Below are 22813 nucleotides of genomic sequence, written 5' to 3'. Positions count from 1 at the left end.
CCGATGTGCGCCTCCAGGAGCTTCCACCCATGACCTACACGACCCTGATTGCCGCCACGGAACTGCAAGCACTGATCGCCAGCGGCCAGCCGCTGATGGTGTTTGACTGCAGCTTTGACCTGACCAGCCCATCTGCTGGGGCGCAGCAATTTGCGCAGGCCCACATTCCTGGCGCCGTATATGCCGACCTGGATAAGAACCTGAGTGCCAAGCACGGTGCGCCAGGCGCACATGGCACGCTGGTGGCACAAGAGGCAGACCAGCCTGCATCCGGCGGCCGCCACCCTTTGCCCAGCCGTGAACGTTTTGCCATGTGGCTGTCGAGCGTGGGTTTTTCCAACGACATGCAGGCCGTGGTGTATGACCGCCAGGGTGCCAACTACTGCGGGCGGCTGTGGTGGATGCTCAAATGGGCAGGCCACGATGCGGTGGCCGTGCTCGACGGCGGCTTGCAAGCCTGGCAGGCCGCAGGTGGCGCCTTGGCCAGTGGCGACGAGCCCGCGCATTTTCAAAGCCACTTTACTTTGCACACGCCGCTGCGCCGCTTGGTCACAGCCAGCGAAGTGCTACAAAATCTGCAGCAGCCCACGCAGACGGTGGTGGATGCGCGGGCCACACCACGCTACCGGGGCGAGACAGAGCCGCTGGATCCTGTGGCTGGTCACATTCCGGGCGCGCTGAACCGGCCCTTTGGCCTGAACCTGGGTTCAGACGGCCGCTTCAAGCCCGCAGCACTGCTGCGCGCCGAGTTCGATGAACTTTTGGCAGGCCGTAACCCTGACACCGTGGTGCACCAATGCGGCAGCGGGGTCAGCGCCATCCCCAACCTGCTGGCCATGGAAGTCGCAGGTCTCGGAAAAACATCACTTTTTGCGGGCAGCTGGAGCGAATGGTGCAGCAACCCGGCGCGTCCGGTCGAGCGGGGCTGAGCAGCCCTGGGGTGCTGCCAAGTAGCAGCGTTTTACAAGGGCGCTGCAAGCCAAAGCCTTCGGCGCGTGTAAGGCAAATTCCTACAAACGCCCACCCAAAACCAGACACTCGGCACAGTCAAAAACGGACTTAATTTTTGATTGGGGCAGTTTCACAATCCATTTCAACGGATCACGCAAAACATGCAACCGCATGAAACGCAGATCCAGCCAATGGAAAAGGAAGCCGCCATGACCAACGAACAAATCCTCGCCGAAATCCGCGAAGCCAACCTCACTTACCTGATGCTGGCCCAGAACCTGATTCGCCAGGACAAGGCCGAAGCCGTGTTCCGTCTGGGGTTGAACGAAGAAGCCGCGGACATCCTGGCCTCGCTGTCGGCCGCCCAGGTGCTCAAGCTGGCGTCACGCAACACGCTGCTGTGCAGCTTCCGCGTGGACGACAACCTGGTGTGGAGCTTGTTGACCAACCACACGGCCAAGAAGGTGGGCAACGAAGCCACCAACACCCTGCACGCCAACATCCTGATGGCCAGCCGCGTGTCGGAAGTGCTTTAAGGCACACCCACTTCTCGCTCTTCGCCCTCGAACCCGACCATTTCTCGAAAGCCTGCCATGACCGCCACCCCCACCGTCGCCAAAAGCGTGCTGAATGAATCCAAGCAGATCGAACGCGCTGCCATGCTCATCCAGATGGGAGCCCGCATGCAGGTGCTGGAGTCGGAAACCACTCTGTCGTACGAGCGTCTGATCCGCCTGTACAAGGAAATCGCAGGCAAGTCGCCCTCCAAAGGCCAGTTGCCCTTCTCGACCGACTGGTTCCTGACCTGGCAAGAAAACATCCACAGCTCGCTGTTCCTGAACATCTACGAATACCTGTCCAAGGGCGTGGATCTGGATTCGGTGGAACTGCTGACCAAGGCCTACCGCCTGTACAACGAGCAAGTGGCCACCGCCGAGATCGAGCCGCTGCTGTCTTTCACCCGCGCATGGCGCCTGGTGAAGTTTGTGGACGCAGGCATGCTCACCCGCACCAAGTGCAGCCAGTGCGGCGGCCAGTTTGTGACCGAGCTGTATGAAAACCGCCACTTCACTTGCGGCCTGTGCAACCCACCCGCACGCGCAGGCAAGAGCAAGTCTGCCGGTGCGTTGATGCTGCATTGATGAACAAAATGGCCTCTATCGCTTGATAAATAAGCGCCATCAGCTATCAATTAAATAGCAAAAACAAAAGCGAGCCTTGGTGCTCGCTTTTGGCTTTTCAGCCCTTTTCAATAGCGCAAGCCACCACTGGCGAGCAACACCCGCACGTTCTCATCCATCGGCACAGCGTAGTTGTGGGCGGCCACCACGGTGTTGCCCACCGGGGTTACCAGTTTCAGGCTGATGTACAGCGCCGACGCTGACGCCGCGTAGGTGCCCACCACCACCGCTTGCGCATCATGGCTCTGGCTCACCTCGCGCACCTCGCGCGACAGCAGCAGTTCGCCTTGGTCTCTTTGCAGCGCCACGCTGTCGCGCAGTTTCAACTCCACCACGCGAACGCCACGCTGCACCATGCGCCCGGCGATCTGCTCAGAAAAAATGCGCCCCAGGCGCGAGGACTCGCTCAGCCGGTCCACGTGGACCAGTGTTGCCACCATCACCGGGTGCTGCGCATCCAGCGGCGCGTTGGCCAGCAAGGCGTCCACCGCACGGTGGTTGGTTTCGATCAGGTCGGTGGGAAACCAGGTCGCACCCGGCTTGTCACCGTAATAAAAGCTGCTGCACCCGGTCAGACCGATGAGCACAGCGGCGCTGAAGAAATTTCGGCGTTTCATGGCAAGCGGCTCATGGCGTGGCGGGGGTCGCCCACACGGGCGTTGGCGCGGTCACTCGCCAGCTCTTGACCGGCGTGGGTGGCGGCGGAGGCGGTGGAGGCGGCTCTGGCAAATACAGCGGCGCATCGCCACGTTCGATGTAATACAGGTCGGCCGAGCCCGCCAGGTAGCGGTCGGTGGTTTTCAGCGAGGTGGTGATGAGCACTTCCGTGCGCGTGGGGCCACCCGCCGCATCACCTTGCGTGTAGCGCTGAGCCAGGTCTACCGCCAGGCCTGTGCCCACGCCCAGCAGCGTGGCCATGCCAGGCAGCAGGCTGCGGTCAGGGTAGTGCTCGCGCCAATCGCGCCACACGCCTACGCCCGCACCCAACGCCGTCCAGTGCAGCGGCACGGGCGAGCTTGCAGACAGCGGCTCCAGGTGTTGCACCAGCTGGGCCTCGATTTGCAGTTCCACCTCGGTGGGCCCCGTTGCCAATGTCACGCCCCGATTGAGCAACTGCACACGCAGCAGCTTGAGAAAGCCCTGGCTGAAGCTGGATTTGTCAGTCACCGTGAGATGAATGGGATGCTCACCCGCGGGCCAGGCGGCAATTTTTTCAGCCACCCGCGCCGCCACATCATTGGCCAGCACATCCCAGTGGTGAACGGCCCGGGCTTTTTTCTGGCCCGTGGCGGGGTAGTTGTCAGCGCGTGGCACATCCAGCGTGCCGCAGCCAGCCAGCAGCAAGGCCGCCAAGAACGCGGCAGAAGAAGTGCGGAATGTGCAAGAGGGCATGGCACGCATCGTAGCGGCGTACCAGCCGCGCAATCCGGGCAACAAGGCCTGTTTTTCCACCCAAAACCCAGGTTCCGCAGCTTGGCGCAGCCAGCGCCTGGCATGTCAATCCTTCAAACCAACAACCTCTCACAACACCATGCAACCCATGCACAACAAACACCGCATCGCAACCCTGCTGGCATTGACAGCGGCCCTGGCGGGTTGCGGCGGCGGGACAGACAAGAACAGCACGCCTGCACCGGCTGCGGCACCCGCCCCTGCGCCTGCCCCGGCTCCGGCGCCAGTGCCCTCTGCCCCCATCGGTGTGAACTTTGTGCTACCCAGCAACAATGTGCTGGAAGCCGGTGCGTCTGACGGCTTGGTGGTGAACGTGTCGGTCAATGGCAGCCCAGCCCCCAATGGAACCAGCGTCACGCTGGAAGTCAATCCTGCCGCGGCCGCCACGGTAGCCCCCGTAGCGCCCTCCACCGTGGGCGGCGTGGCCAGTGCCACCCTGAGCGTGGGCAGCAGCGTGGCCGCATCAGCCACGTTCCAGGTCAAGGCATCGGCGGTCAGCCAGAGCAATACCGCCACAGACACGGTCACCTACTACGTGAGGCCCACACCCAAGGCCCTGCAGGTGCTGGTGCCTGCGTACTTCAGCAGCACCGGCACATCTTCCCCTTGGAACACGCTCACCGCCGGAGCAACCAGCTACCCGGATGTCCAAATCACCGCCATTGCCAATCCCCACAACGGGGTGATTACGGCCAGCACCAAGGTCGATGCAGATGCCTTGAAGGCCATCACCGCCTTCAAGGCAGTGACTGGCACCACCAACAAGGTGGTGGGCTATGTGGCCACAGCATCGGGTAGCAGCGGTGAGCTTTCAGTGACCGATGTGAAGGCCACCATTGACAACTACCTCACGCTGTACCCTGGCGTGCTCGATGGGTTTTTCCTGGATGGCATGTCTACCGACAGCAACCGGCTGGCCTACTTCCAGGAGATTTACAGCTATGTGCAGGACAAGGGAAGCTACAAAGTGATCGGCAATCCCGGCACCTACCCCGCAGCTGCTTACGCCATCGCCAACTCCGGTACGGGTGTGGCCGATGCGCTGGTCACGTATGCAGGCAACGCAGCGGCCTACCAAGCCATTGACCCACAGCCTGCACACCCCTGGGTGTATGCCAAGGACAACACCGCCCAGGCCATGCTGCTGCACACCGCCAGCACCTGCACCGACATGCAAGCAGCGCTGGCCAAGGCCAACAGCCCGCGCATGAACACAGGCATGGTCTACGCAACCAACCTGACCATCGGCACGCCTTGGTCGGCGCTGCCCACCTACTGGCCGCAGTTGCTGGGCACGGTGGACGCCATCAACAAGAAACGCACCCTTCCTTCCTGCTGATCAAGGACGGGTGAGCAAGGCCGGTGCTGATGCAGCCCGGGCCTTGCCACTGAACGCAAATCCACCGACTAAGGCCGTGCCCACACCCCAGCAATGGCTGTGGTGCTTCGCCCAAGTTGCTCAACCGCTGTAGAAGGCTCTGCTAAAGGCTTTAGCAGCCAAGTTGCGACGCAGGCGGCCACCTACACACAGCGGGCTGGAGCTGCCCCACAATCCGCGCATGAACGCGTCTGTTACAGCTCCACAGCCCTCCCCCACACTGCCCTCAGAGGCAGGCGCAGCCATGCCGCCGCCCTCACAAGAGGCCCCTCCCAGCGCCGATGCGGCGCCATCAGCAACGGACGAAGCATCACGCGAAGCCACGGCCAGCACAGAGCCCACCTCCTCCCCGCCTGCCCCCGCCCCCCTCATGCTCCACATGCCAGTGGATGTGCGGAACCTGTCGTTGGCGTTGCTGGCCTTGTTCGCCAGTGTGGCGCTGCTGCACTGGGCCAGCGCAGTGTTCATCCCCATCATGCTGAGCCTGCTGCTGACCACCGCGCTGCGCCCCCTGGTGGATGTGCTGCACCGCTACCACGTGCCGCGCTGGCTCAGTGCCGGCGCACTGCTCATCAGCCTGGTGCTGGGGCTGGCCAGCGCCGCGTGGTCGCTGAGCGACGGCGCCACCCAACTGGTGGACGCGCTGCCCGTGGCCGCCAAGAAAGTGCGCGACAACCTCAAGGCGCGCGCGGGCGGCAGCAGCCCGCTGGACACCGTGCAGAAGGCGGCCACCCAGATCGAGCAGGCCGCCGCCGAGAACAGCACCACCAGCCCACCCCGGCGCGGTGTGCAGCGGGTGGTGGTGGAGCGCCCGCCGTTCAATGTGCGCGACTACCTGTGGAGCGGCACCATGGGGTTGATGTCTGCGCTAGGCCAACTCACGGTGGTGGTGTTTCTCACGTTTTTTGCACTGGCCTCGGGTAACCTGTTTCGCAACAAGCTGCTGCGCATTGCAGGCACCAGCCTGGAGCGCCGCAAGATCACCATCCATGTGCTGGAAGACATTACCAACCAGATTCAGCGCTATTTGTTGGTGCAGGTCTTCACGAGTGTGCTGGTGGGCGTGGCCACAGGCCTGGCCTATTGGGCCCTGGGGCTGGAAAACGCGGCCGTATGGGGTGTTGTGGCGGGGGTGCTCAACCTGGCGCCGTACATTGGCTCTGCGCTGGTCACCGGGGCATCGGCACTCGTGGCCTTCCTGCAGTTCGGCTCGTTCGACATGGCCCTGGCCATTGGTGGTGCATCGCTCGTGATCCACACCATCGTCGGCAACCTGCTCACACCCTGGCTCACCAGCCGCACCAGCAGCATGAGCCCCGTCGCCGTGTTCGTGAGTGTGCTGGCCTGGGGCTGGCTCTGGGGCCTGTGGGGGCTGCTATTGGGCATTCCCGTCATGATGGCCGTGAAGGCGGTGTGCGACCGGGTGGAAGACTTGCAGGCCATCGGTGAACTACTGGGGGACTGAATTCCAAAATTCAACTCAGCGGACGCGGGTCATTGAAAAAAGACGTTTGTGCCAAGGTTCTTTGAACGAGCTCAAACGATCTGCAGGCCCCAGCAGCCCCGGGGGAAGTTGAACCGCCGCAGGATCTCTGTCATCCAGAATCTGTTGCGGACGAACTTGCACTAACCGCAAAGCCTCTTCTTTTCCTACTGCTGCCGCGACGGCGGGAAGCGCATCAGAGATGACAGGACTTCTCTTGGTAGTTGTGTGCGCATCACTCGCGATCAGATGAACAACCCCGTCACCTAAAAGTCGCTCGCTCCAATAACGAGCTTTTTTGCCGAATTTGCCCACTATTGCTCCGGCGGTCAACTGCAACCACACCCCACGCTGCGCTAGCGAAACGAATGTGGTGTAGTGATGCTCAATCCAGACGAGTCGCTCCGGGTGGGTGATTACAGGCACAAAACCCGCCGCCATGATTTGAAACACCGAGTTCTCAAACTGAGGGGGAGCAACATGATGAGAGGGTTCCAACAAAAAGTAGCGCGAACCATTGAGCGTGGGAACCCTGCCAGACTGCAACCCTTCCAGCAGTTCAGGGACCAAGTGTGCGTCTGCGCCCACCACGAGCTTCAATGGAATATGAAAAACATCGAAGGCATTTTGGAGCCTAGTTCTTGCATCGTGAATCCCCGCACTGTCGTTCATGTAGAGGCCGGGGTATATATGTGGCGTGCAAGCCATCACCGTAGTGCCATCGTTGACAGCAATCCGCGCCATTTCGAGCGCCACCTCCAGAGTTTTGGCTCCGTCGTCGATTCCGGGCAGTATGTGGGTATGCAGATCAATCATTCACTGAGGCCGTGGTTATAGCTGAAAGCTCAAAATCATCAAAATACATAACGCCCGAAATTCCAGCTCTCGCCTCCCAAGGTGCCGATGCCTCCAAGCTCAACCGCACAGCCCCGTTACATTCTGCGGGAACTCTAAAGCTGAGTTCAAAGCTGTGCCATTGCCTCTGGGTTTCCAACAAATCCCGGGTTTGCGCCCAGCGATTACCGCCATTTCCGCATCGCAATACCCACGCCAGGCCTTGTTTGGAGCGCATGCGGTCACTCATGTAGCGCCCCTTCAGTTGATAACTATCCCCAAGGAGCAACAATGTCTGCCCCACCAAGGCTTGTGGCAATGCAGCTCGCCCAGTCAGCTCCACCTCCAACATGGATCCTTCTCGGGGAGAAGCTGGCACTTGGCTAACTCGCACGCCCTGCTTATTGGAGGGTTGTTGCTGCCATTCCCAGTCAAACCCTCTTCTCAGCGAGCGCTGGTCGAAACCGGGATTGTTCAGATCTTTATCGACCTTCTGCACAGCAGTAACCCAAAGCGTATACGCATCCATCCAATCACCGCTGCGCTTGAGCCTTTCTACCATATTGAGTACGGTATTGATGCGCAGAATTCCTAACGCTTGACCCTGACTCACAAATTGCTGGAAAAGTGATGGCGGTACTTTTGGATCAATTGACATCAGCATCTCGTCCAGCCACCGGGAATTCGCGTTAATTTGCTCCAAAACGGCATTTTGAGTGGACGGCTCCAGCATCAACGCCATGAGAGGCTTGCGCGCGTCAACGCTCCCCCTCTCTACCATTTCAACCAATGTTCGCGCAGCAACGTCCACATTTCCCTGTTGTGCACTTAACGTGGCTTGTACGGAGAGCAAAGCTACGTCAAAAGGAGCAAGCTGTCGGGCGGGCGCCAGTAGCGTCACCGCTCTGACGTCTTCCCTCAGCCACCACGCACGGACAAGCTTGGCATACGTGTGAGAATCACCGATATTGGCTTGCAATTGCCGCTGGTAAATCTCGGGGGACTCGTCACGCGACGTGACGTCAGGCCACTTATCGCAACCATTTTCGAACGGCCACTCGCTCATCCAGCAGCCGCGCTCAAGCTGCCTTGGCCAAGCCTGCCAACCAATGAGTGCAGCTAGGCAAAGCCATAAAGCCAGCCAGAGCTCTATCGGCAACCTTGATCGAACAGGCAATTTCAATCGCCCTCCTTCAGATCCAATACGGCAAGCACAGTCCCTTCGGCAGTACCGTGAAATTCTGCAGTCACACGAAGCTTGATCGCCTGACCCTGGGCCGTTGCCAACAACATCGCATCCAGCCGCAGCATTCCCGGCTTGGCGCTTTCAGTCCAATGTGTCCGCTGTACCTGGACCTCGCCGCCGTCATTCAAAAGGTTCACAGCAGGCGCCAAGAGTGAACCCTTCACCTTCATGCTCCGCAGATACGCATTGACGCGTCGAGCCTCTGCGGGATTGTGAAGTTTGGACAAAAGATCGGCAAAGAACATTCTGGCCCCATCAGCATCAACGCTCCATACTGCCGGTGAGGGCTGAGCAGGCACCATCGCAGGACCAGGAGGTGAAACCTTGGGTGCTGGTGCTGGTGCTGGTGCTGGTGCTGGTGCCGGAGCGTTGACACTCGCCAATTGCATTGAAGGCATGTCGGCCCGGGAAGCCGATGGTTCACCTGAAGCCGAAACCCTTGCTTGGGTGGGCACCGCCCCAACCTCGTTCTGCGGAGCCACGTTCGATCTTAGGTCAGCAGTCACGGCGAGTCGGGACCGTCCCTCTTCCGCCATGTGCTCCACGGCGGCAAACTGGTTGGAACCCGCCGGCGCCCTAGCCACTATCAGCATCCGGTTGTCATTTGACGCCTGGGCTGCCCATACCAACACGCCAGCGAGAGGCACCGACATGGCCCCAACCAGCATACCCACTCGCAGCATCTTCGGATGCTGCGCCTTCAGCATACGGATACGATCCGCCAACCCATCAGAATGCGCCACCGCCAAGGGCTTGCGGCGCCAATGCCCCGGCATCACCACAGGGTCTGCAACAGGCTGCAACCATTGCTCGTCATATTGCGCTCGCAGCACAGGGTCCGACAGAACCTCATTGGCCCTGTTGATAAGACTGGCTGCGTTGGCCGGTAAACCTTTCACTCCCATGTCGGGGTGAGCCAGCCGGATCATGATTCGATAACGCGAACGCAACTCTTCGGGTGCGCACTCCTGAACCGGCAATCCCAAAACCTGATAATGGCTACTGTCGGGCGCAAAGCATGCTCGCTGAATGAACAAAATGGCCGCCGACCTCAACTCCACGGCCTGATTTTGCAGTGAATGCGGAATCCGATTCAAAGCCCATTGGGCAATCGCATCAAACTCGTCAAATAGCTCTCGTGGCTCTCTGAGGCGAACCAGGTAATTGCCTGGCGCGCGTCCAAAATCCAACAACAGTTTCGCCAAGCGTTCCATGATTAGTGACCCCGTGGGCTCACGCTTTGTTCAGCAAAGGCTCAGCGCGGGCACTCACATCACCACCATCTGCTCCACTGGCCCCATAACCATAATAATTGTCATATGAGTAATAAGCGGTGTTCTGCGCTGTAGTCTTGGTTAGCACAACCCCTCTCGGAACGATCCCTGCCATGCGCAACCGACGGAACGCATCCTTGATGTGACTCTTGCGCGTGTGGCTGGCTTGAGCGACATAAAGAACCGACGGTACCTGGTTGCCCAGCACCACTGCATCCGCCAAGCCCAGTACGGGCGGGCCGTCGAGAATAATGAACTGCACACCATCGGCTTGAAGAAAATCCATCAACTCGCCCAGTTTGGGGCCGGTCAACAAGTCCACGGGGCTGGGAGGTATCGGCCCTGCGGTAATGATCTGCAAGTTAGGAATTTCGGTGGGTTGTAGGAGCTCACCCTCAGCACAATGACCAGACAAAAAGCTGGACAAGCCCTTTTGGTTGCCCATCGCCATGTACTTGTGAATGCTGGGGTTGCGCATGTCGGAGTCAATCAGCACCGTTTTCAGGCCCAACTGCGCAAAATTGATGGCCAATGCCACGGCTGTGGTGGATTTACCTTCATTTTTCGCCGTGCTGGTTACCACCAGACGGCGCGGCGCCCCTTCAGACGTTGAGAACTGAAGCGCAGTGCGTACCGAGCGATACGCCTCTGCGAAATGGCCACGCGGATCATGCTGCACCAGCATTGCGATGCTGCCACCCTGCTCACCCTTGTACTTGATCTTGGGTATCACGCCCAGCAACGGAACCATCAAGGTCTTTTCAACCTCGTCCGCAAACTTGATGGAATCATCCAGCGACTCCATCAAGAACACCAATCCCAACCCCAGCACCAAACCAGCCAACAGGCCAATGGCCGCATTCAGAGCAATTTTGGGCTTGTAGGGGAACAGCGGAACTTCTGCCTTGTCCACCACCTGGATGTTGTTCGTCTCGACACCACCGGCCACGCCCACTTCTTTGACCTGTTGCAGCAGTCCGTTGTAGAGCTCCCGGTTGGTATCGACTTCGCGCTTAAGCAGGTTGTAATCCACACTCTGATCCTGCCCCTGCACAATCTGGCGGCGCGTCGCTTCCAGGCGGGAACGCAGCAACCCCTCTTGCCTTTTCGTCATTTCAAGGGTGTTGCCCACCGACGCCAGGATGCTTGCCACCTCACTCTGAATCTTGGCGTCCAGATCATTCATCTGCGCCTTCAGCTGCTGCATCTTTGGAAAATCTTCCTTGTAAACCTTGGCACTCTGTTCGTACTCCAGGTCCAGCTTGCTCCTTTGGGCTTTGTAGTCCTGAATGGTTTTGCTCTCCAGCACTTGCCGTGCCGTGTCGGGCGTCCGGCGAACCGCCTCATATTCAGACTCCGCCTTGAATCGCTCTTGCTCAGCCTTGGCCAGCGCCGCTGAAAAATCCACGAAGGTCTGGTTGATGACGTTGGTTTTTTCGTCTAACGTCAGAATATTTTGCTCACGGGCGAACTGATTGAGCTTGCGCTCCGACTCCTCCAGCCGCGCCTTAGTCAAGCCGAGTTGGGTTTCCAAAAAGGTCTTGGCGTACGACGAAGACTCAAGCCGCCGCTCCAGGTTCAACGCGATAAACGCTTGCGTTACCGCATTGGCAATACGGGCCGCCAGTTGTGGGCTCGCATTCTCCGCATTGACCTTGATCATGCGCGTGTTGCGTACAAGCTCCACCTTAACGCTGTCAGAAAAAGCCTTGATCACCTGCTCTCGGCTCAACCGTTCGGCACTGTCTGCGGCAGGCTCTCGCATCTTGTTCCAGCTCTGCTTGATCTTGGTCACCATGTTGCCTGCCAAGGCCATCCAGCCGGTGTTGTCCGCCCCCCCCTCAGCCGCGTCGCCCTCGTCCGACATGTCCTCAACAGCGCCGGACGGCACAACCTGTGGCAGGCCTTGCCGGTCAAGCCGCAACTCATCAATCACCCGCTCGGCCAGAACACGACTTTTGAGCAGCTCCAACTGCGTGCCCAGCCCCGTACGGTCATCCATGTCTGCACCCGCGTCAGCCTCTTGCCCGAACTGCACCACGCGCGCCGCACGCTTATCCACCTGCACCGTGGCCGTGGCCAAATACAGGGGAGTACGGATGAAGCTCAGCAGCAACGCCGCCAGCAAGCCCACAGTGGCTATCGAAATCAACAACCACTTGTGCTTGACGATCAGCCGCCATATATCACGCAGGTCGATGGAATCATCCTCTGGCTCAGGCTCCGGCAAACGGCCCCCTTGGGGCAACCCCAGCCCAAAATTGCCAGGTGCGCCCAACGCAGTGTTGGGCGAGGCGCCGTTATAAGGAGTAGGCAGATGCTCGGGGCCAGGAGACTGACGGTCTTGGGACATTGGGCGGAAATGAAATGAACGGATTGAAAGACTGACTCAACAAGCTCGACAGCAACTGGCCTCAAGGAACCGTGACATTGCGGTAAGCGGACGAGAACGGGTTGAGCGTGTCGAGAATGTCGCGAAACAACGAGTCCCGTAGCGTTGCCCGCGCACCATTGCGGTTAACCACCACCACATCGTCGGCCTGCAATGACGGATCTGGGGCCTCCCCCTTCCGGATTTTCAGAACATCGTGCTTTTCCACCAGGCTCTGGCCTTCTGGCGTCAGGCGAAACAACATGACCTGCTCCATATCGGCCAACTGAGCCCCACCGCCCGCCAGTGCCAAAGCACGCAACAACGTGATCTGCCCCGTTAAAGGATAAATACCCGGCTTGGCCAACGCGCCATCCAGCGTGATGCGCTGCGTGGTGAACTCCTTGATGAAGATGGAGACCTGCGGGTCCTGCAGGTATTTGCTACCGTATTGCAAGGCGATCAACGCCTCTGCGTCGGCTGGCGTCAGCCCGGCAACCTGAATCATCCCAATCAAAGGCAGTGAAATCTGCCCCGTGGTGTTTACCCGCACCGTGCGCTTGAGCTCAGACACGCCAAAAACCTCAACCTCCAGCAGATCATTGGGTGTGATCTTGTAGTCGGGTGAAATGGAGGTTGGCTGTGCCTTGTTCGCCCCAGGCAATGCAACCAAAGGAGCCACCTCCTCCGCTGCCAGTGGCTTTGTCGAGACAACCTGAACGGGGCCAACCGCTGTTGACAGGCTGGGCTGTGGCGCCACCTGGGCCCAAGCCGCCGTGCAGCTCAGGGCCCCGCACAGCAAGGCGCCGACCCAAGTCCCAGCATGAAGATAGTGTGTTCGCATTCCGGTTCCAGTCCAACTCTACAAAGGCAGTCAGGGTTACTGCAAGCAGCGCATTATCACAGAAGCACCTCCACGGCAGGCTCAAGCGAAGGGCTTGAAGGTGCCCGCACCTGCACCTGTTGCGCCGAAGCGCAAAAGGGGCCCGCATTTCCGCCACAATCGCCCTGATTTCCCCTGCTATGATGAATACGATTTGAAACACGGACACGGCCTACAAACCCCGATGGGCCGCACACCCATTTGGCGCAAAAAATTGAACGCGTGCCCATTGAAACCTGCCAACAAACCATTGCACCTTAGTTACATGAATCTGACTAGTAAAAACATTGCCATCATTGGCTTGGGTTATGTGGGCCTGCCACTGGCAGTTGAATTTGGAAAGCAGCGACCCGTATTGGGATTCGACATTGCCTCGGCCCGAATTGCAGAACTGCAGGCCGGCCGGGATCACACCCTGGAATGCAGCAGCGAAGACTTGGCAACAGCCACTCAGTTGCGGTTCAGCTGCCAGCCTGACGATCTCCATGCCTGCCACGTCTTTATCGTGACTGTGCCAACCCCGGTGGACAAGGCCAATCGGCCGGACATGACACCCCTCATCAAAGCCAGTGAAACCGTGGCGCATGCCCTCAAAGTGGGTGACATCGTTATTTACGAATCCACTGTATATCCAGGCGCAACTGAAGAAGTCTGCGTTCCCGTGCTGGAGCGCGTCAGTGGGCTGCGCTTCAACCACGACTTTTTCTGCGGCTACAGCCCCGAGCGCATCAACCCGGGCGACAGGGTGAACACGCTGACCAAAATCAAGAAAATCACCAGCGGCAGCACCCCTGCGGTGGCCGACGCGGTGGACGAGCTCTACAGCAGCATCATCACCGCAGGCACGCACAAGGCCAGCAGCCTGAAGGTGGCCGAAGCCGCCAAAGTGATAGAAAACACCCAGCGCGACCTGAACATTGCCTTGGTCAACGAGCTGTCTGTCATTTTCGATCGCCTGGGCATCGACACACTCGACGTGCTGGAGGCCGCTGGCAGCAAGTGGAACTTTCTGCCGTTCCGCCCTGGCATGGTGGGAGGCCACTGCATCGGAGTTGACCCCTACTACCTGACCCACAAGGCCGAAGAAGTGGGCTACCACCCGCAAGTCATATTGGCTGGGCGGCGCATCAACGACAACATGGCCCGCTACGTCGCGCGCAACACCATCAAGCGCATGTTGAAAAACGGTCTCGATGTGCCCCGCTGCCGGATCGGAGTGCTGGGCGTCACCTTCAAAGAAAACTGCCCCGACATCCGCAATAGCAAGGTGATCGACATGGTGCGCGAATTCCAGTCTTGGGGTGCCCAGGTGGTGGTGACCGACCCGTGGGCAGACGCCCAAGAGGTGTTGCACGAATATGGCCTGACCTTGGGCACCGTGGACGCCAGCAACCCTGTGGACTCTTTGGTGGTAGCGGTAGGCCACAACGAGTACCGCCAGGCCACACCCGCTGATCTGCGCAGCTATTGCCGCGGCACCAAGCCCGTGCTGGCCGACGTCAAAAGCCTTTACAACCGGCACCACGCGGCCGACGCAGGCTTCACCGTCTTCCGCCTGTAACCCGGCAATCTGATTTCAAAAAGTTGATCTTTTAAGGCTCTTCTAGCGAATGCTAGTGATGCACTCGATAAATGTCGTACGTCGAAATCGTCGTTTACAGACGTGCGGCGATTTCCATCACTACTATTCGCTAGAAGAGCCTCTTTTAAGCCGCTAACGCACATCCCTATTGCGCCTATTGCTATGAAAAATTTTGCCCTCATCGGTGCTGCAGGCTACATTGCACCGCGCCATATGCGCGCCATCAAAGACACCGGCAACCACCTGGCCGTGGCCTACGACATCAACGACTCGGTCGGAATCATCGACAGCATTTCGCCGCAAAGCGAGTTCTTTACCGAGTTTGAGCGCTTTCAAGAGCACGCCCAGCAGCTGCGCCGCAATCCCGCCAGGGCGCTTGACTACGTGGCCATCTGCAGCCCCAACTATTTGCACCACCCGCACATAACCGCCGGCCTGCGCCTGGGCGCCGATGTGATCTGCGAAAAACCCCTGGTGCCCACCCCCGAACTACTGGACGAACTGGCGCTTGTGGAGCGTGAAACCGGCAAACGGGTCTTCAACATCCTCCAGTTGCGCCACCACGAAGCCATTTTGAAGTTGCGCGACAAGGTTGCCACCGCCCCCACCGACACCAAATTCGATGTCGAACTGACCTACATCACCAGCCGCGGCAAGTGGTACATGGAAAGCTGGAAGGGCGACCCGCGCAAGTCCTTTGGCGTGGCCACCAACATTGGCGTGCACTTCTACGACATGCTGCACTTCATCTTCGGCAAGCTGCAACGCAACGTCGTGCATTACAGCGCCGAATCCAAGGCTGCCGGCTACCTCGAATACGAACGCGCCCGCGTGCGCTGGTTCCTGTCGATCGATGCCAACGACCTGCCCGACGACATCAAAGGCAAAAAACCCACCTACCGCAGCATCGACATCAGCGGCGAGCAGCTCGAATTCTCTGAAGGCTTTACCGACCTGCACACCACCAGCTACCGCGAAATCCTGGCAGGCCGAGGCTATGGGCTGGCTGACGCCCGCCACTGCATAGAAACCGTCAACGTCATCCGCACTGCAAAAATCGCCCCACCTGGTGCCGATGCCCACCCCTACGTCCAACGCCTGCTCGCATGAACTACACCGTTCACCCCAGCGCCATCGTCGATGAAGGCGCCCAAATTGGCGAAGGCACCCGCGTTTGGCATTTCGTGCACGTGTGCGGCGGCGCCCGCATAGGCAAAGGCGTTTCGCTGGGCCAAAACGTGTTTGTTGGCAATAAAGTCGTCATTGGTGACCACTGCAAAATCCAGAACAACGTCAGCGTTTACGACAACGTCACATTGGAAGAAGGCGTGTTCTGCGGCCCCAGCATGGTGTTCACCAACGTGTACAACCCCCGCTCGCTCATTGAGCGCAAAAACGAATACCGCAGCACCCTCGTTAAAAAAGGCGCCACCCTGGGGGCCAACTGCACCATCGTATGCGGTGTCACCATTGGCGAATACGCATTTGTGGGCGCAGGCGCTGTCGTCAACAAAGACGTGCCCGCGTACGCCCTCATGGTGGGCGTACCCGCCCGCCAGACTGGCTGGATGAGCGAGTTTGGCGAACAGCTGGAGTTGCCCCTGCAAGGCGCTGCCGAAAGCACCTGCCCCCACACCGGTGCACGTTACGTGCTGAACGGCAGGACCCTTGCCAAAATGCCTGCGTCAACCCTTTACCGCTAAAGCCATGGACTTCATCGACCTCAAAAGCCAATACCAGCGCCTGAAGGCAGACATTGACGCTGGCATCCAACGCGTACTGGATCACGGCCAATACATCCTGGGCCCCGAAGTGGCCGAGCTGGAAGAAAAGCTGTGCGAATACACCGGCGTCAAACACTGCATCACCGTAGCCAACGGCACCGACGCCCTGCAAATTGCCCAAATGGCGCTGGGCATCGGCCCCGGCGACGAAGTCATTACCCCCGGCTTCACCTACATTGCCACCGCCGAAACCGTGGCCCTGCTGGGCGCCAAACCCGTGTATGTGGACGTGTGCCCGCGCACCTACAACCTCGACCCCGCCCTGCTAGAAGCCGCCATCACCCCGCGAACCAAGGCCATCATCCCCGTCAGCCTGTATGGCCAGTGTGCCGACTATGACGCCATCAACGCCATTGCAGCCAAACGCGGCATACCGGTGATTGAAGACGCAGCCCAAAGCTTTGGCGCCACCTACAAAGGCCGCAAAAGCTGCAATCTGACGACGATCGCCTGCGCCAGCTTCTTCCCCAGCAAGCCCCTGGGTTGCTATGGCGACGGCGGTGCCCTCTTTACCAACGACGACGAACTGGCCAAAGTCATGCGCCAGATCGCCCGCCACGGCCAAGACCGCCGCTACCACCATATCCACGTGGGCGTCAACAGCCGGCTCGACACCCTGCAAGCAGCCATCCTGCTGCCCAAGCTGGCTATCCTCGACGAAGAACTGGCCCTGCGCCAACAAGTGGCCGAGCGCTACAACGCCCTGCTGAACCAGGCAGGCATTGCCACCACGCCCCATATCGAAGCGCACAACACCAGCGCCTGGGCCCAGTACACCGTGCAAGTGCCAAACCGCAGCCAGGTGCAAGCGCAGCTGCAGGCCGCAGGCATCCCCACCGCCGTGCACTACCCCACACCGCTCAACCAGCAACCCGCCGTGGCCGACCCGCACGCCCAGCTGCCCGTGGGCGATGCCGTGGCGCAAAAGGTCATGAGCCTGCCCATGCACCCCGGGCTGGATGCCGCCACGCAAGACCGCATCGTGCACGCGCTCTCGGGCTTGGTCTGATAGGCGTGACCAAATGCTGACGGCAGAAGCCATCCAAACCCTGCTGCGCGCTGGCGAGGGGGAAACCCTTGAATTCAAAGAGCAGTTTGGCACCGGCGTGATTGAAACCGCCGTGGCCTTTGCCAACACCCATGGCGGCACCATCCTGATCGGTGTGCGCGACAACGCCCACATTGCAGCCACCCCAGCGTGCAGGAAGAGGGAAAAATGAGAACCATCTATCTCGACATGTGCTGCTTCAACCGCCCATACGACGACCAAACGCAGACCCGCATACGATTGGAGACGCAGGCCAAGCTGGAATTGCAAGATCATGTCAAGGCTGGAAGTTGCCACTTGCTTTGGTCTGCTGCACTGGATTACGAATGCAGCCGCAACCCTTATCCAGACAACCAACTGGCCATAACCCAATGGCGCTGGCTGGCCAAAAAAATTATCGAAGCTGGTCCCGAGGTCGTTGCCCTGGCTAAACCCATGCTCGAAAACGGCATCAAAAGCTACGACGCACTGCACGTAGCCAGCGCCATCGCTGGCGGCGCAGATTTCTTTGTAACCACCGACGACCGTCTGCTCAAAAACTTACGCAGGCAGGGCATGCACAACGCGTATTTGCCCACAGACGCCCTGGCCATCCTGGAGAACTGGTATGAGAACTGAAGCTGAAATTCGCACCACGGGCATGCAAGCACTGATTGCCGCATTGGGCCTGGTAGAAGCCGAGCGCTTCATCGCAGCGCTGTCTCGTGACAAGTTTGACTACACGCAGTGGCGCCGAACCGGATTGCCCGACACTGACATAGAAACGCTGGCGGAACAAGCCAACCAGGCTATGCGTCAAGCGCAGCAAAAAGCCTCATAGCCCAGCGCGTAGGGAAACAAGTGGCAGATTTGCTCAACCCCGTGCACGCCAAGCGCTACGGCGGCGGTATCCAGCGCATCCTGCCCCCCGTAGGAGCGGCGCCCTTGCCGCGATATCCCACATACAAGCGCCCCTCAAAACAACCATTGCGACTGCATCCCCGGTATTACTCTCCCTCTGGGAGAGGGCAGGGGTGAAGGCTACCGATTGGATCTGAGATGCGCCAAATATCAAGCCAAATTGGCCTCTAGCCCTTTAAAAACAAGCGCTACAAGCTATCAATAATGTAGTAAAAACACTCCGCATGCTGCGCAAACTCGTCCCCAAAAGTACCTATGCCCGCAACGTCATCACCTTGATGACGGGCACCGCCTTTGCGCAAGCCTTGCCCATTGCCGTCAGCCCCATCCTCACGCGCCTGTACACCCCCGAGGAGTTTGGCGTGTTTGCAATGTACTTGGCGGTGGCCTCCATCTTGGGCGTGCTGGTCACGGGCCGCTATGAACTGGCAATCCTGATCCCAAAGCAAGACCGCGATGCCATTCACATCGCGGCGCTTTCGGCTGTGCTCAGTGTGCTTCTTAGCGGGTTATTGCTGCTGGTGGTGATTGCCTTTAACCAGCCGATTGCCCAACTGCTCGGTGCCCCGGAGTTATCGGCCTGGCTGTATTGGGTGCCCGCTTCTACCTTGCTGTCTGGTATTTACCAAAGCCTGAATTACTGGAGCAACCGCAAGAGCCAATACAAACGCCTCGCGATCAGCCGCACGGCACAAAGCGGGAGTGCATCCTTGGCGCAATTAGGGGCGGGGTATGTGGGTGCGGGCGCTGCCGGGTTGGTTGGGGGCCAATTGGCTGGGCAAGTGCTGTCCACCGCCGTATTGACGCGGCTCATCTGCCAAGAGGACAAGGCACTGATTCAAACGATTCAAAAGAATCGCATCATTGCGCTGGCAAAGAAATATTTGAATTTCCCCAAATATCTCATCGTTGCGCACGGCTTTAACACTGCCTCGTCGCAAATGCCAGTGATGCTTTTGGGCGCCTTGTTTAACTCCGCCACCGCTGGCTTTTATACCTTGACACAGCGGGTTATGGGGGCGCCCATGAGCTTGGTCGCTGGTGCGCTGGGCGATGTTTTTCGCCAAGAAGCAAGCTACGCCTATGCGCACCATGGCAATTGCAAAGCCATTTACACAAAAACCTTGAAGCGCTTATTGCTGATCGCCGTGATTCCGTTTTTGGTGTTTTTCTTTATCGCCCCCCCGCTTTTCTCGTTTGTTTTTGGTGCAGGTTGGCGTATTGCTGGTGAGTATGCACAAATTCTCACGCCCATGTTTTTTCTAAAGTTTGTTACTAGCCCTATCAGTCAAGTAGCTGTGATAGCAGGACAACAAAAAATTGACCTTTGGTGGCAAATAGCTTTGTTTGGTTTGGTGGCGGCTACTTTCATCATTGGCAATCTACTTGCAAATCCAACGCATACGCTTATTTTATTTGCAGTTGTTTATAGCCTGATGTATTTGATTGCAGGATTTATAAATTTCAAAATTTCGGGAGAAAAAAGTGCTTCGAGTTATTAAAAAAATAATTCCCAAGAAATTCGTCAGTGCACTACGGGGCTTTCTTTATTTCAAAGGCATCTATAGTCTTAAGCCTAAAGTTTATTGCGTTCAGTTTAAAAATAAACGTTTATTTTTAAGCAATACCATCGATGTCACACATTGGTCGAAGCTCGACATCGGTAACAATGTATTTATTTGGCATTTCACTATCTTGGACACATTTAACGGTGTAAAAATCGGCGACGACTGTCAAATTGGAACGCGTGTCGGAATTTTCACACACAGCAGTCATAACTCAATACGCATTTATAACAACAAATATCACGACACTTACTTTGATTCACATCAAGGGAGGAAAAAAGGCAGTGTTGAAGTCGGCGCAAATACTTTTGTTGGTGCCAACTCTATTATTATGCCAGGCACAAAAATTGGCAAAGGCTCGATAGTTGGTGCATTCTCATATGTAAGTGGTGAATTTCCAGATTTTTCAATCATTGCAGGCAACCCGGCGAAAAAAATTGGAGATGTTAGGCCCATCGATTTAAAGTTGTTAAAGCAAAATCCAGAATTAATAGATGGCTATTTAAAAGCTTTTCAGGCAAGCTCACTTGATGAATTGATGGGCGATTATCTTGTTAAATAAAGAGCTCTATCGCCAGCTTTGCGAGCGCGAACCCAGCATCCCCCTCTTCAGCCAAGCCTGGTGGCTAGATTCAGTAACAGGCAAGGAGGGGTGGGATGTTGTTCTGGTGGAGGATGGCGATGAAATCGTAGCATCGATGCCTTTCACTATCAAAAAGATTTATGGTTTATCGATTATTTCGCAGCCCATTCTCACCCAAAGCTTAGGCCCCTGGCTGAGGAAGAGCGATGCAAGGTATTCGAGAAAGCTCGGTTTGCAAAAAAAGAGAATTCAAGAACTCTTTGCAAAACTACCTACTTTTGATCATTTTCAGCAAAATTGGCATTCGGATATTACTAACTGGCTACCTGTTTATTGGTTGGACTTTCAGCAGACAACAAGGTACACCTACGCCATCACAGACCTTAGCAATCTCGATGCGGTTTTATCAAATTTTGATTCATCGTATAGAAACAAAATAAAAAAAGCATTAAAAATTGTCGCGGTTAAAGAAGATCTAGCGATTGAAGATTTCTACAAAATCAACGCACTGACATTTTCTAGGCAAAATGTCAGTATTCCATACACATTGGAATTTATTAAAAATCATGATTTGATTTTGTCGCAAAAGAAGAAAAGAAAAATTTTTTACGCCGAAGACTCACAGGGAAAAATACATTCAGCACTTTACTTGACATGGGATGCAAATTCGTCATATGTCCACATGGTTGGCGAGGATCCAGATTTGCGCAATAGCGGTGCAGGCATTCTTTTAATATGGGAAGCAATTAAATATACGGCACAGTCGCTAGGACTGAACCGTTTTGATTTTGAAGGAAGCATGCTAGAAACTGTTGAGCCTGTGCGCCGAGACTGTGGCGGCATTCAAGTTCCATATTTCACCATTACAAAAACGCCCTCTCGTATTCTTAAAACAGCGCTTTTCTTGAAAGCTTGGAAAGCCGGCAGATGACAGTGAAGAAAATTTGGGCAACACCATCAACGCTTGAATGGATGCAATTCATCCTGCAAGAGCGCTTCGGCCACGCCTTTACCCTGCAGCAGCAGTCTGACAACACGCTCCAAATCACCCTCGACGCGGCAACCCCCTGCATCACGTTGGCGCTGGATGGTGCCACCTTCACCCGTGCCGATTCCAACCTGCCATGCACCCTGTGGAATGCCGCCACCGAAGGTTGGCACACGGCGCTGGACCCGGTTCTGCCCGCCCCTGGTGCAAGCACGCTGCCGTCTCCACTGATCGAGCCGACCGCGCAGGGCTGGCGCATTCACTACGACATCCTCGGCCTGACCTATTGGATGCTGTCGCGCCAAGAAGAAGTGGGGCGCACCGATTTGGATGCACACGGGCGGTTTCCTGCCACCTCGTGCCACGCGTTCAAGCATGGTTATTTAGAGCGCCCCATCGTGGACGAATGGCTGCACATCCTGGGGCAAGTCATCACCCGCACCTGGCCGGGTTTGCAGCTAAAGCAGCACAGCTTCAGCATGAAGGTGTCGCACGATGTGGATGCCCCCAGCCGTTATGGTTTTGCCAGTGCCAAAGGGCTGCTGCGCTCCATGGCGGGCGATGTGCTCAAGCGCAGGGATATCCAAAGTGCCCTGCGCGCACCGTGGATTCGCCTGAACACGCGCGATGCGCTCCACCCGAGTGATTCTTTCAACACGTTTGAATGGATTATGGACATGTCAGACCGCCATGGCCTGACCAGCGCCTTTTATTTCATATGTGGCCGCACCTCGAATATGGATGCTGCCTACGAACCAGAACACCCCGCCATTCGAGCCTTGATGCGCCGCATTCACCAACGCGGCCACGAAGTTGGCTTGCACCCCAGCTATGGCAGCTACCAAAAACCCGAAATCATTGCCGCTGAGGCACAGCGCCTGCGCCGCGTAGCTGCAGAAGATGGGATTACCCAGCCTGAATGGGGCGGGCGCATGCACTACCTGCGCTGGGAACAACCCATCACCCTGCGCGCCTGGGCAGACGCGGGCATGGATTACGACAGCACGCTGAGCTACGCCGACCTGCCAGGGTTTCGCTGCGGTACCTGTTTTGAATACCCAGCGTTTGATCCTGTGCAAGGTGAAATTCTCAATGTGCGCGTGCGCCCCTTGATTGCGATGGAATGCACCGTCATGGCACCGCGCTACATGGGCTTGGGCACGGGTGACGCTGCGCATGCCAAGTTTTCACAACTCAAAGACGCGTGCTGTGCAGTGGATGGGTGCTTTACGCTGCTTTGGCATAACTCTCAGTTTGAGACAGAGGCCGAGCGTGGTTTGTATGAGGCAGTATTGCAATGAAAATAAATT

General features: G+C 57.6%; 23 protein-coding genes. 16 read left to right on the top strand and 7 right to left on the bottom strand.

Going from position 1 to position 22813, the window contains the following annotated elements; translation table 11 throughout:
• The first annotated feature begins 29 nt into the window (after nt 1-29).
• The 3 genes from IHV84_RS04400 (at nt 30) to flhC (ending at nt 2093) form a co-directional block, all read left to right on the top strand.
• A complete protein-coding gene (locus IHV84_RS04400; RefSeq protein WP_198845972.1) occupies nt 30-929 on the top strand; it encodes a sulfurtransferase in 900 nt (299 codons plus the stop codon).
• Nucleotides 930-1160: 231 nt separating this feature from the next.
• A complete protein-coding gene (gene flhD / locus IHV84_RS04395; RefSeq protein ID WP_044398361.1) occupies nt 1161-1487 on the top strand; it encodes a flagellar transcriptional regulator FlhD in 327 nt (108 codons plus the stop codon).
• Between the two features lie 57 nt (nt 1488-1544).
• Nucleotides 1545-2093, top strand: a complete 549-nt coding sequence (flhC, locus tag IHV84_RS04390; RefSeq protein ID WP_044398204.1) for a flagellar transcriptional regulator FlhC — start codon at nt 1545-1547, stop codon at nt 2091-2093.
• A gap of 107 nt (nt 2094-2200) precedes the next feature.
• Here the strand turns inward: flhC and IHV84_RS04385 are convergent, their stop codons facing one another.
• Both IHV84_RS04385 and IHV84_RS04380 read right to left on the bottom strand, forming a co-directional pair.
• Nucleotides 2201-2749, bottom strand: coding sequence for a FlgO family outer membrane protein (locus tag IHV84_RS04385; RefSeq protein ID WP_198845971.1), 549 nt, complete (start codon nt 2747-2749; stop codon nt 2201-2203).
• A gap of 10 nt (nt 2750-2759) precedes the next feature.
• Nucleotides 2760-3524: a hypothetical protein gene (locus tag IHV84_RS04380; protein ID WP_044398359.1), complete on the bottom strand. Its 765-nt coding sequence runs from the start codon at nt 3522-3524 to the stop codon at nt 2760-2762.
• Nucleotides 3525-3672: 148 nt separating this feature from the next.
• Here IHV84_RS04380 and IHV84_RS04375 point away from each other — a divergent pair, with 148 nt between their 5' ends.
• Nucleotides 3673-4923 carry a spherulation-specific family 4 protein gene (locus IHV84_RS04375; RefSeq protein WP_304503478.1) on the top strand — a complete coding sequence of 417 codons (1251 nt, stop codon included), beginning with the start codon at nt 3673-3675 and terminating at the stop codon, nt 4921-4923.
• Between the two features lie 409 nt (nt 4924-5332).
• Nucleotides 5333-6427: an AI-2E family transporter gene (locus IHV84_RS04370; RefSeq protein ID WP_370541184.1), complete on the top strand. Its 1095-nt coding sequence runs from the start codon at nt 5333-5335 to the stop codon at nt 6425-6427.
• Nucleotides 6428-6442: 15 nt separating this feature from the next.
• Here IHV84_RS04370 and IHV84_RS04365 read toward each other — a convergent pair whose 3' ends face one another.
• From IHV84_RS04365 to IHV84_RS04345, 5 genes are all read right to left on the bottom strand, one after another.
• Entirely contained in the window at nt 6443-7261 is an 819-nt protein-coding gene (locus tag IHV84_RS04365; RefSeq protein ID WP_198845969.1) for a tyrosine-protein phosphatase, read from the bottom strand.
• Nucleotides 7254-8462, bottom strand: coding sequence for a hypothetical protein (locus IHV84_RS04360; protein ID WP_198845968.1), 1209 nt, complete (start codon nt 8460-8462; stop codon nt 7254-7256). The genes IHV84_RS04365 and IHV84_RS04360 overlap by 8 nt, the downstream gene beginning before the upstream one ends.
• Nucleotides 8459-9739 (bottom strand): J domain-containing protein, encoded by a 1281-nt coding sequence (locus tag IHV84_RS04355; protein WP_198845967.1) that lies wholly within the window; start codon nt 9737-9739, stop codon nt 8459-8461. Before IHV84_RS04355 ends, IHV84_RS04360 begins: the two co-directional genes overlap by 4 nt.
• A gap of 19 nt (nt 9740-9758) precedes the next feature.
• Complete coding sequence (locus tag IHV84_RS04350) at nt 9759-12152, bottom strand: GumC family protein (protein WP_198845966.1); 2394 nt, start codon at nt 12150-12152, stop codon at nt 9759-9761.
• Between the two features lie 61 nt (nt 12153-12213).
• The gene (locus IHV84_RS04345; RefSeq protein WP_198845965.1) at nt 12214-12843 is read right to left on the bottom strand and encodes a polysaccharide biosynthesis/export family protein; all 630 of its coding nucleotides are present in this window, start codon (nt 12841-12843) and stop codon (nt 12214-12216) included.
• 475 nt (nt 12844-13318) lie between these two features.
• Between IHV84_RS04345 and IHV84_RS04340 the strand changes: the two genes are divergently transcribed.
• From IHV84_RS04340 to IHV84_RS04290, 11 genes are all read left to right on the top strand, one after another.
• The gene (locus tag IHV84_RS04340; protein WP_198845964.1) at nt 13319-14614 is read left to right on the top strand and encodes a nucleotide sugar dehydrogenase; all 1296 of its coding nucleotides are present in this window, start codon (nt 13319-13321) and stop codon (nt 14612-14614) included.
• Nucleotides 14615-14797: 183 nt separating this feature from the next.
• Nucleotides 14798-15745 (top strand): Gfo/Idh/MocA family protein, encoded by a 948-nt coding sequence (locus IHV84_RS04335; RefSeq protein ID WP_198845963.1) that lies wholly within the window; start codon nt 14798-14800, stop codon nt 15743-15745.
• A complete protein-coding gene (wbpD, locus tag IHV84_RS04330; protein WP_198845962.1) occupies nt 15742-16338 on the top strand; it encodes a UDP-2-acetamido-3-amino-2,3-dideoxy-D-glucuronate N-acetyltransferase in 597 nt (198 codons plus the stop codon). The genes IHV84_RS04335 and wbpD overlap by 4 nt, the downstream gene beginning before the upstream one ends.
• Nucleotides 16339-16342: 4 nt before the next feature.
• Nucleotides 16343-17428: a DegT/DnrJ/EryC1/StrS aminotransferase family protein gene (locus IHV84_RS04325; protein ID WP_198845961.1), complete on the top strand. Its 1086-nt coding sequence runs from the start codon at nt 16343-16345 to the stop codon at nt 17426-17428.
• Nucleotides 17429-17441: 13 nt separating this feature from the next.
• Complete coding sequence (locus tag IHV84_RS04320; RefSeq protein WP_011806158.1) at nt 17442-17639, top strand: helix-turn-helix domain-containing protein; 198 nt, start codon at nt 17442-17444, stop codon at nt 17637-17639.
• Nucleotides 17618-18085, top strand: a complete 468-nt coding sequence (locus tag IHV84_RS04315) for a PIN domain-containing protein (protein ID WP_198845960.1) — start codon at nt 17618-17620, stop codon at nt 18083-18085. The genes IHV84_RS04320 and IHV84_RS04315 overlap by 22 nt, the downstream gene beginning before the upstream one ends.
• Nucleotides 18075-18287: a hypothetical protein gene (locus IHV84_RS04310; protein ID WP_011806160.1), complete on the top strand. Its 213-nt coding sequence runs from the start codon at nt 18075-18077 to the stop codon at nt 18285-18287. Before IHV84_RS04315 ends, IHV84_RS04310 begins: the two co-directional genes overlap by 11 nt.
• Nucleotides 18288-18591: 304 nt before the next feature.
• The gene (locus tag IHV84_RS04305) at nt 18592-19869 is read left to right on the top strand and encodes a lipopolysaccharide biosynthesis protein (protein WP_198845959.1); all 1278 of its coding nucleotides are present in this window, start codon (nt 18592-18594) and stop codon (nt 19867-19869) included.
• Nucleotides 19853-20494, top strand: coding sequence for an acyltransferase (locus IHV84_RS04300; RefSeq protein WP_198845958.1), 642 nt, complete (start codon nt 19853-19855; stop codon nt 20492-20494). The genes IHV84_RS04305 and IHV84_RS04300 overlap by 17 nt, the downstream gene beginning before the upstream one ends.
• Complete coding sequence (locus IHV84_RS04295; RefSeq protein WP_198845957.1) at nt 20484-21446, top strand: GNAT family N-acetyltransferase; 963 nt, start codon at nt 20484-20486, stop codon at nt 21444-21446. Before IHV84_RS04300 ends, IHV84_RS04295 begins: the two co-directional genes overlap by 11 nt.
• Nucleotides 21447-21487: 41 nt before the next feature.
• Entirely contained in the window at nt 21488-22804 is a 1317-nt protein-coding gene (locus IHV84_RS04290) for a polysaccharide deacetylase family protein (protein ID WP_233099709.1), read from the top strand.
• Nucleotides 22805-22813: the final 9 nt, after the last annotated feature.

Source organism: Acidovorax sp. IB03 (genome assembly GCF_016406015.1).
Taxonomy (GTDB): domain Bacteria; phylum Pseudomonadota; class Gammaproteobacteria; order Burkholderiales; family Burkholderiaceae_C; genus Acidovorax; species Acidovorax temperans.
The sequence above is the reverse complement of the archived record's forward strand: the minus strand, read 5'-3'. Positions and strand labels throughout refer to the sequence as shown.